At 70.0% G+C, this 9,145-nt stretch carries 7 protein-coding genes; 4 read left to right on the top strand and 3 right to left on the bottom strand.

The window, feature by feature from the left end:
- Nucleotides 1–597 precede the first annotated feature (597 nt).
- Both ASE87_RS08415 and ASE87_RS08420 read right to left on the bottom strand, forming a co-directional pair.
- Nucleotides 598–2,922 carry a hypothetical protein gene (locus ASE87_RS08415; RefSeq protein ID WP_157489776.1) on the bottom strand — a complete coding sequence of 775 codons (2,325 nt, stop codon included), beginning with the start codon at nucleotides 2,920–2,922 and terminating at the stop codon, nucleotides 598–600.
- Between the two features lie 570 nt (nucleotides 2,923–3,492).
- Nucleotides 3,493–4,536 carry an NAD(P)-dependent alcohol dehydrogenase gene (locus ASE87_RS08420; protein WP_043595622.1) on the bottom strand — a complete coding sequence of 348 codons (1,044 nt, stop codon included), beginning with the start codon at nucleotides 4,534–4,536 and terminating at the stop codon, nucleotides 3,493–3,495.
- 141 nt (nucleotides 4,537–4,677) lie between these two features.
- On the opposite strand from ASE87_RS08420, the gene ASE87_RS08425 reads away from it, so the two are divergent.
- Genes ASE87_RS08425 through ASE87_RS08430 form a run of 3 tightly spaced genes read left to right on the top strand, consistent with a single transcriptional unit; the run spans nucleotide 4,678 to nucleotide 6,716 of the window.
- Nucleotides 4,678–5,364 carry a hypothetical protein gene (locus ASE87_RS08425; RefSeq protein ID WP_056229384.1) on the top strand — a complete coding sequence of 229 codons (687 nt, stop codon included), beginning with the start codon at nucleotides 4,678–4,680 and terminating at the stop codon, nucleotides 5,362–5,364.
- Nucleotides 5,365–5,386: 22 nt separating this feature from the next.
- Nucleotides 5,387–5,548: a hypothetical protein gene (locus tag ASE87_RS16080; protein WP_157489778.1), complete on the top strand. Its 162-nt coding sequence runs from the start codon at nucleotides 5,387–5,389 to the stop codon at nucleotides 5,546–5,548.
- A 52-nt stretch (nucleotides 5,549–5,600) separates the two neighbouring features.
- Nucleotides 5,601–6,716 carry an adenosine deaminase gene (locus tag ASE87_RS08430; protein ID WP_082452503.1) on the top strand — a complete coding sequence of 372 codons (1,116 nt, stop codon included), beginning with the start codon at nucleotides 5,601–5,603 and terminating at the stop codon, nucleotides 6,714–6,716.
- 349 nt (nucleotides 6,717–7,065) lie between these two features.
- Here the strand turns inward: ASE87_RS08430 and ASE87_RS16325 are convergent, their stop codons facing one another.
- Complete coding sequence (locus ASE87_RS16325) at nucleotides 7,066–7,776, bottom strand: M23 family metallopeptidase (RefSeq protein ID WP_162235873.1); 711 nt, start codon at nucleotides 7,774–7,776, stop codon at nucleotides 7,066–7,068.
- An 871-nt stretch (nucleotides 7,777–8,647) separates the two neighbouring features.
- Between ASE87_RS16325 and ASE87_RS08440 the strand changes: the two genes are divergently transcribed.
- Nucleotides 8,648–9,034 carry a PLD nuclease N-terminal domain-containing protein gene (locus ASE87_RS08440; protein WP_043596920.1) on the top strand — a complete coding sequence of 129 codons (387 nt, stop codon included), beginning with the start codon at nucleotides 8,648–8,650 and terminating at the stop codon, nucleotides 9,032–9,034.
- The last annotated feature ends 111 nt before the right edge of the window (nucleotides 9,035–9,145 follow it).

The following is a 9,145-nucleotide window of genomic DNA, read 5'->3' on the forward strand; positions in this document are numbered from 1 at the left end:
GCCAGGCGCCACTTGATCCCAGTCGGATAAAACGGGCCCAAGCAGGTGTCCGATGAACGACCGCCTTACGGACAGTTCTCGTCCTGCGGGGGCCGTTCTCCGAAAATGCCCCAGGGCACACCGTTACTCACGCTTTCGCCTAGCTGGACTCCGTTGCCTGACGGAGTCCAGCTAGGTCCACAGCTCGAACCAAGGGCCCCTAACCCCTGAAAGCGCTGCCCTCGCATCGGAGATTTCTCGCATACCCGTCTCGGGTGATTGTTGCCCTTACCGACTCAGTAACGGACGCAGCAGGCAGCAGCGCAACCTCGAGGGTTTTACTCGCCTGAGCGCTCTCTGCTGAGCCACACAGGGCGGCTACAGTCCAGTCATCGGACCCTAATTGTGAGTCATTGTATTCGGGCTCCAGACCAACCTCCGGCGAAATGTCCAGGACAGTGAACGATGTGCTTTCATCGACTGCATTCGCCAGATCCGACCAGGACGCTCCTCTGAAGTCAGATAGAGGTTGAGCCTGGACCCCTTGCTGGTCATGAGCGCATCCCGTGAGTCCAAAGAGGGCGACCAATGTGACGGTCAGCGCCGCGCGCGGATTTTTCATCGGCAGTAGATCGCGGCGTCTCTGGGAGTGAAGGCCCACAACCATTGGGAGGTCTCCTTGATCCTTGTTCCTTGGCGAATTTGCAGCTTGTACTTGTACCGCTCCCCTACTGGGTACGCCTTGTACACGCTGCCACCCTTTAGATAACCCGAGGTGCATCCCACGGAAATCGTGACCTGCTGACTCTTCGACCACCCAAACTCGGCGCCGATGGCTTTTGCTCCGACACCGAACGCGACATCGACGGACCAAGAGGCCGTCTTGCCCTTCGAGATCGAGCACGTGCCGCCGGCACCACCCACGTAGCACTCCGCGATCGCTTTCGACGGGTGCCAATCACGCTGCACGAGGGTCTTCTCGATGGCGTAGATGAAGCCCTTGAGGTTCTGACCGACAGGGCCGCCCGAGGCCGTCGTGCCGGCGTCGGCGTAAGTGGGAACTCGGGCATCTGTCACGAATGACCAGACAGGCGTCCGAAAGATTTGCATTGTGCCGTCAAAGTGGCCCGACCCTCGAAGTACCGCGGTCCAGTAGTAGGTCGTGGCGTCCTCGAGGGCGGACGGAACGGTGATGCCGTCACTGGTCCACGGGGAAACGTAGACCGGGTCCGAGACACCATCCGCGTTCTTGGACACGGAAATCTGGAAGTCAACATCTGCCGGGAAAACGGCGCCCAGCGCAGGGGCCACATCGATTGTCGGTTGCAAGTTGACAGGCTCGCTGTCAACCGCAGGGATGGGCTCAGGGATCTGATCCGTCCATTCGCCCGCGGCAAAGGAGTACTCCCCGATACCTGTGACGACTTCTTCGGAGGCAGTGACGCCAAAGGCAAGGATGTGGTGGATTCCAGCGAGGGGATTGACTGACACCGTCGTTCGAGTCACAGCGGTTGAACTCATTGCTGACTCGACAACCTTGTCGCTGTCGACGAGAACACGAAGAGTTTGCCCCTCAGCAGTGGCAATGGGCGCCGTGACCGTGCAGTTCACCGGACTGGAGGGAGCAGTAGCCGTCCACGAATGAGCTGCGTAGGGCATTGGGCAAGAGATGGACGGGATTTGCGGGTCGAGATACCAGCCTTGGACGTCGAGGACGTAATGGGTGGGGTCGCCGACGTTGTTCAGGTTGATCTTCCCGGATGCCGACACGGGCACGGTGATCGTGTTGGACCGGATCGAGTTCGGGGTGAAGTTGATCGAGGTCGTCCCGGGACGGGCTGCGCCCTCGGCCCAGACGGTGGCACCACCGGAGCTGTTGGCTGCGTGAAGCGCGGTCAGGGTGATCACGACTGCCGTGATCCCGGAACCGGCAGCGGGAGTGTGGCCGCCGGCGGCCTGGATGGAGCGGGTTTCACCGTTGCCGATGATGGTGTTGCTGCCCGTGCGGGTGTCGTACAGGCGTCCTGTCCCGGGGGTGAACATCGCGCCGGTGTTGCCGGCGGCGGTGAAGTACCCCTGGACGTCGACGACCAGGTCGACGGTGCTGCTCTGGTTGTAGACAGTCATCTTCCCGTCGGCCGACAACGGCACCTGCGCCGTGATCGAGGTCGGCACGTTTCCCGACCCGTAGTTGAGCGAGTTCTTCGGCCGTGTGGTTCCGGCGGCATAAGGGGTGAGGAACCCGTTCACGGTCGAGGTGTTGATCGCGATCAGGTTCACCACGACTGCCGAAGCACCCTTCGGGACGCCGGCGGTGCCGGTGACCTGGACGGTCGTCGTGTCGCCGGATTTCAGCTGGGCCTTCGCAACGCCAAGGCCGGAGCGGGTGTCCGCGATTCGGGCGCCGGGGACGGTGACGAGTCCACCGGCGGTGGTGCCGTCTTTGTTCGAGGTGTAGTACCCCTGCACATCAAGAATCAGGCGGGCCTTGGTCTCGGTCTGGACCTGGATCGTACCGTCACTGTTCAGGGCAAGGATGGCGGAGTTCGAGGTGTTCCCGAGCCCCCCACCGGCGTAGATGGTCATCAGGGTGCTGGGGGTCTGCGCGTTGGGCCGGCCGGTGAGTTGACCCTGACCCGGCATCTCGGCAACCGTCGCGATCACAGACACAGCACCGGCGGATCCGTCAGCCGGCACCCCGGCAAGACCGGCGACCTTAACCGTGCGCCACTCCCCCGCCGCCATCGGGGTGTTGTAGCCAATGTTGTTCGCCGTATCGAGGATTCGCCCGGTAGTCGGAACGAACACTCCTCCATCGCCGGTGTCCGTCAGCGCCTGCGCCCCAGGGGCGACGAGCACCGACGCGACCAGAGCGAGCAGCACTGCTGCCACCACGGCGACAAGCCGCGCTGTGGCCCTTCTCGAGGCCGAAACGAACTGCATGAAGATCCCCTGTTCCGCAGCCCACCCGGCCGCACACCGCGATCGTAGAGAACGTGACAAACCCCCAAGAGCACGGCCAGAACGACCCATGAAGCGGCGGCGCCGAATGGGGGATGAAAAAGTTGCTGGGGCGCTTTCACGCCTAGATCACGCGGGAACCGATCTATCTGGTCTGGGGTACCAGGACGGTTTGCAGGCGCCCGGCGTGTCGTCGACCAACTCGCCTTGCCACCTAAGCCTGGCCGACCCGCGCGCCTGAGCGCCCGGTGAACGACCGCCTTCCGGACGGGCACGACGCGGGGACCGCCGATCGCGAGGTGCCCGGTGTCGCGATTCGCGCCTCCTGCAGGTGTCGCATCGGGGCCACGAGGGCCACCGGCCCGTCGGCCGCGTCCCCGATCACGCGTCGAGGGCGGCCGCCCACGCGGGGCTACGGCGCCGTCGGCCCGTGCAGGCCGATTGCCAGTTTGATCCCGCCACCGGTGCGTCGGAGGGGTGGTGCGCGTGTACCGGGGACCGCAGGAGGCGCGGTGCCGGAAGTCCGGCACCGCGCCTCTTGGGGTGGGTCGGCTACGGGACGATGACGGCACGTCCGCGGACGGTGCCCGCGGCGAGCGCCTCGTAGGCCTTCGGGCCGTCGTCGAGCGAGTAGCGCTGTGTGGCGACCTCCACCTGGCCGGCGCGGGCGAGGTCGAGGACCTCGATCAGCTCGCTGCGGCTGCCCCAGTAGGGGATGCGCACGGCGACGTCGTAGCCGATCGTGCCGAAGCCGAGCTCGACGGTCCCGCCGCCGATGCCGACGATGGTCACGTCGGCGTCGGCCGCGGCTACCGCGACGGCCGTGGCCATGGTCGGCCCCGCCCCGACGAAGTCGAAGACGGCCTGGACGCCGAGGCCTCCGGTGATCTCGCGGATGGCGTCGGCTGCATGCTCGTCGCTGATCACCGTGTGGTGCGCGCCGACGTGCTTGGCCAGTTCGAGCTTCTCGTCGGTGACGTCGAGCGCGATGATCTGCGCACCCGAAAGCGCCCGCAGGATCTGGATGCCGACGTGCCCGAGGCCTCCGGTGCCGATGACGACGGCGTAGGTGCCGGCGCCGAGCTTCGGCAGCGAGGTCTTGATCGCGTGGTACGGCGTGAGGCCGGCGTCGGTGAGCGACACGTTCGCGACCGGGTCGAGGTCTCCGAGCGGCACGAGGTGGCGGGGGTCGTCGACGATCATGTACTCGGCCATCGACCCGGGGGCGCCGAGCCCGGGAGGCTTGATGCCCTCGGCGGCGGCGTTGACGCAGTAGTTCTCCTTGCCCTGGGCGCACTGGTGGCAGCGGCCACAGCCCCACGGACCGTAGACGGCGACGGCGTCACCGACCTGCAGGTGCTCGACCCCCTCGCCGAGCTCGGCCACGACGCCGGCTCCCTCGTGCCCGAGGGTGAGCGGCAGCGGGTAGCCCTGCGCCGTGTAGTCCTCTTCACTGAGGCTCATGACGTACTCGTCGGAGTGGCAGACGCCCGCCGCCGTGACCTTGAGCAGCACCTGCCCGGGCCCGGGCGACGGCTTCTCGATCTCGACGACTTCGGGGTGCTGACCGACCTGGGTGTACTGGAGTGCCTTCATGGGGCGCAGGCTACGCCCGGCCGCTGGAGAACGCACGACAGGTGTCGCGTTACTGCTGGGTCGAGTCGCGCTGATGGCGCGGTCGGGTCGCGCGGGTGGCGGGGATCGACGGTGACGGTGGTCGGCCCTACGATCGACGGCATGGCACACCTGCACCGGGCCGGCATGAGCCCCTCCAAGATCGACCTGCTCGACGCCTGGGTGCCCACCCAGCCGTGGTTCGAGGGCCCGCCCCGGTCCGAGGGCGCCGACGACGAGGGCCTGCGCAGCGTCGCCGCCTTCCGCTTCGACGACCCGGCGGGCGAGGTCGGCGTCGAGACGATCATCGTCGCGACGGCCGACGGCTTGCAGCTGCAGGTGCCCCTCACCTACCGCGACGCTCCCCTGCCCGGCGCGGACGCGCACCTCGTCGGGACGACGGAGCACTCGGTGCTCGGCACGCGGTGGGTCTACGACGGCACGGCCGACCCGGTCTGGGCCGCGGCCCTCGCGACGGCCGTGCTGACCGGCGGCACGCAGGCCGAGGCCTGGTTCGAGGTCGACGGCGAGCGGCAGGTCCGCGAGCCGAACTCGACCGTCGTCGGCAGCGGCAGCCCGGGCACCCCCGTGCCCGACGTCGACCGCCTCACCGTCGACCAGGTCGAGGGCCGCACGGTCGTCACCGGCGCGGCGGTCCGCATCGTCGTCGCCCGCGTGCTCGGCCGTCACGACGCCGGCGCCCTCGCCTCGACCGGCGGCCACACCGGCGACCACGGCGTCGAGGTGCTCACCGGCACGTGGACGGGGCACGACCAGCCCGAGACGCTCGCGGTCGTGCTCACGGCGTAGCGACCTGCGAGAGGCGCGGGGCGTGGTCGTCGCGCACCGCGCCTCCTCGGTGCCCGGGCAGGAGGCGCGGGTGGCGTCCTCGACGAGGGGGGCCGCGCCTCCTGGTCTCGTCCAGAGCCTCGTCGTCTCGTCCCTGGACCTCGTCGTCTCGTCCCCAGGCGCTCGCCGGGTGACGGGACGGTGAACGATCGTGCACGGGGCTTCGTCGGGAGGCACGCTGCCGCTACGGTGGCCCGATGACGGCGATCGACACCTCCCCGACGACCGCGGCCCCCGCGCCCGGCACGCCCCTCCGGGGCACGACCCCGACGAGCAGCGACCTCTCGGGCTCGCCCCTCTCGGGCACCGTGCTCGCGACGCCGCCGACGGCCGAGCTGCACCTGCACGTCGAGGGCACGCTCGAACCCGAGCTCGTCTTCGCCCTCGCCGACCGCAACGACGTCGACCTGCCCTTCGCCTCGGTCGATGAGCTGCGCGCCGCGTACTCGTTCGGCTCGCTGCAGGAGTTCCTCGACCTGTACTACGCGTGCACGGCCGTGCTGCAGACCGCCCAGGACTTCCGCGACCTCGCCTGGGCCTACCTCGAACGCGCCCACGCCCAGGGGCTGCGTCACGTCGAGATGTTCTTCGACCCCCAGGCGCACACCTCTCGCGACGTCGACGTCGACGAGGTCGTCGACGGGCTGACCCAGGCGCTCGACGAGGCGCGCGAGCGGTTCGGCATCACGGGCGGGCTCATCCTCTGTTTCTTGCGGCACCTGCCGGTGGGCGACGCGGCCGCGACCCTCGAGTCCGTCGCGCACCGCGCCTCCGACCTGATCGGGGTCGGGCTCGACTCGTCCGAGGTGGGGTTCCCGCCGGCCGCGTTCGCCCGCGTCTTCGACCGCGCCCGCGCCCTCGGGCTGCACGTCGTCGCCCACGCCGGTGAAGAGGGGCCGCCGTCGTACGTCACCGACGCCCTCGACCTGCTGCACGTCGAACGCGTCGACCACGGGGTGCGCAGCCTCGAGGACGACGCCCTCGTCGCACGGCTGGTCGCCGACCGGGTGCCGCTCACGGTCTGCCCGCTGTCGAACCTGCGGCTCGCGGTGGTGTCCGACCTCGCCGAGCACCCGCTGCCCCGCATGCTCGAGGCCGGGCTGCTCGTCACGGTCAACAGCGACGACCCCGCCTACTTCGGCGGCTACGTGGGCGACAACTACGAGGCGCTGCGCGACGTGCTCGGGCTTGACGACGACGCGCTGGCCCTGCTGGCGACGAACTCGGTCGAGGCGTCGTTCGCCGACGCGGGCCGCAAGGCCGAGCTGACCGCCGAGGTGCGGGCCTGGCGCGAGGCGCGTCGCACGGCCTGAGGCCCGGGAGGCGGGTGGCGGCCGGCGGACGGCGGGCGGATGCCGGCCGGCTGGCGGCGGGAGGCGGGCGCAGCCGCACGCGAGGCGGGCGAGTTCGTGGCGGCCGGGCCGTCACGACGGACCGATGTCGACGAACTGGCCCGTCGACGGCGCCGTCGGCACGACGAGCATCAGCGACGGCACCACGCGGCGACGGGGTGGACGAGCGGTGACGGGACGGACGAGCGGCACAGCGGCGGACTGCCATGCGGTCCGGTCCGCCCGGCTGGAGGGTGCGGCCAGCTAGAGGGTGCGCCGGCTGGAGGGTGAGGCCAGCTAGAGGGTGCGGCTGGCTAGAGGGTGCGGCTGGCTAGAGGGTGCGGCCGGCGTTCGCGTCGAGCCAGGCCTTGGGGTCGACCTGCGTCGTGCCGCCCAGCAACACCTCGAAGTGGAGGTGCTCGCCGGTCGCGACTCCGCTGCGGCCGACCTTGCCGACCAGCTCGCCCACCTGGACCGTCTGACCGGCGACGAGCGGGCTCGACCCGACCTGCATGTGCGCGTACAGGGTGCTGACCCGCTGGCCGTCGATCACGTGGTCGATCACGGCGTACTGGCCGAACTGGCCGTGCATGCCCGAGGTCCGCACGACGCCCGCCGCAGCAGCACCGATCGGGGTGCCGCCGCCGGGCGTCATGTCGAGGCCCATGTGCATGCTCGAGCACGCCGCGCACGGTGCCGAGCGCGGACCGAAGCCCGAGCTCAGGACGACCGAACCCGGGAACGGCCAACGGATGTCGCCGGTGCCCGAGTTGACGATGGTGCCGGCCCCCGAGGAGGCGCGGTTCGAGCTCGCCGACCCCGCCACGTTCTTCGACGTGACGACGGGTTCGGGCTCGGGCGGCGGAGGAGGCGGCGGCGGTGCGTCGGTCACCCCGAAGGCGTCACGGTCGGAGACGGTCAGCACGACGAGCGACGCCGCGAGGGTCTGCGTCGGCATCGGTGCGGCACCGGCGGTCGGGATGTTGGACCCGCCCAGGTCGCTGGCCGAGGCCGGAGTGAGGTTCGAGGTGAAGAAGAGCATGACGGCACAGACGCCGAGCACGGGCAAGGTCGCCGCACGGACGCGGGACGAGACCGCGCGCAGCCGGGAACGACCGGAGGTCGCCCGGGGGCTCGGGCCGCCGGCGTCTCGGGTCCGACGCAGCAGGGCCGGCACCGAGGGCCGCGGCCGCCGCGCGACGCGCGTCGCGGGCTCGGTCGTCGTTGCACCCACTTCCGAACCAGGAACCCGGTTGCTCGTGGGTGCATCGTTCGAAACCGGGTTCATCGCGGGGTCAGCCGTCGCGGGCTCAGCAGCCACGCCCTCGGTCGTCGTTGCACCCACTTCCGAATCAGGAACCCGGTTGCTCGTGGGTGCATCGCTCGAAACCGGGTTCATCGCGGGGTCAGCCGTCGCGGGGTCGGCCGTCGCGGGCTCGGAGGGAGGCGCGGCGGGCGTAGGCAAAGGAGCACCAGCAGCGGCGGGGGCTTCGGCAGGAGCAGCACCGGCGGCGGCGCGCTCGAGCGCGCGGGCCTCGCGACGCGTCAGCGGCGGGTCGACTCGGGGCGTCTGCTCGGTCGGCGTCGAGGACTCGGGGGTGTTCGAGGGGTCGGTCATGAGCGCTTCCTGGGACGGACGGCGCATCGACTCACGGTTCTCCTCGTTCGGGCGGACCGACCCACCTTACGATCGGGGACGCCCGCTGACCAGGGGTGGAGGCGGATTTTCAGGAGCTTCACCCTTCGTGGTCGACCGGCACCGCACCTCCTGACCGGGGTCGATCGCCGTGATGCGGGTGACGCTACCGACCGTCCGAAGGGCCCGTCACACCCAGAACGCGGCACAGGCGGGGCGCGGTCACCCCACCTCGCGGGGCTTCCGCCGGGCCGACGGCACCCCCTACCCTCGGGCCGTGACCTTCGTGCTGGCTGCCCTGCCCCTCCTGCTCATCGTGGGGGCGCTCGTCGACATCGTCACGCGTCCCGAGGGCGACGTCCGCCACCTGCCCAAGGGGCTGTGGATCATGATCGTGCTGTTCCTGCCGCTGATCGGCAGCATCGTCTGGTTCGCCGCCGGCCGCGAGTACGGCCGACGCGTCGAGCAGATCGGCCCGCGCGACCAGAGCCGGTACCACGAGGCCGCGGCCCGCACGCTCGACCACCGCGTCCGCAGCACCGAGCAGCAGCTCGCCGACCTCGACCGCGAGGCCGAGCACTACGAGCGGCTCGCGCGCCTGGCGAAGCTCGAGGCCGAGGTCGAGCAGCGACGCTCCACGGCCGGCGACGACGTCCCCGCCTGACCGGCACCGCGCCTCCCGGGCGGCGGCGGCCACGGACGCAGAGACGGGCGGGTCCGCGGCGGGCGGGCGTCCGAGGACGCCCGCCGACCACGAACACGCCCGCTCGACGCC

Source organism: Frigoribacterium sp. Leaf44 (assembly GCF_001421865.1).
Taxonomy (GTDB): domain Bacteria; phylum Actinomycetota; class Actinomycetes; order Actinomycetales; family Microbacteriaceae; genus Frigoribacterium.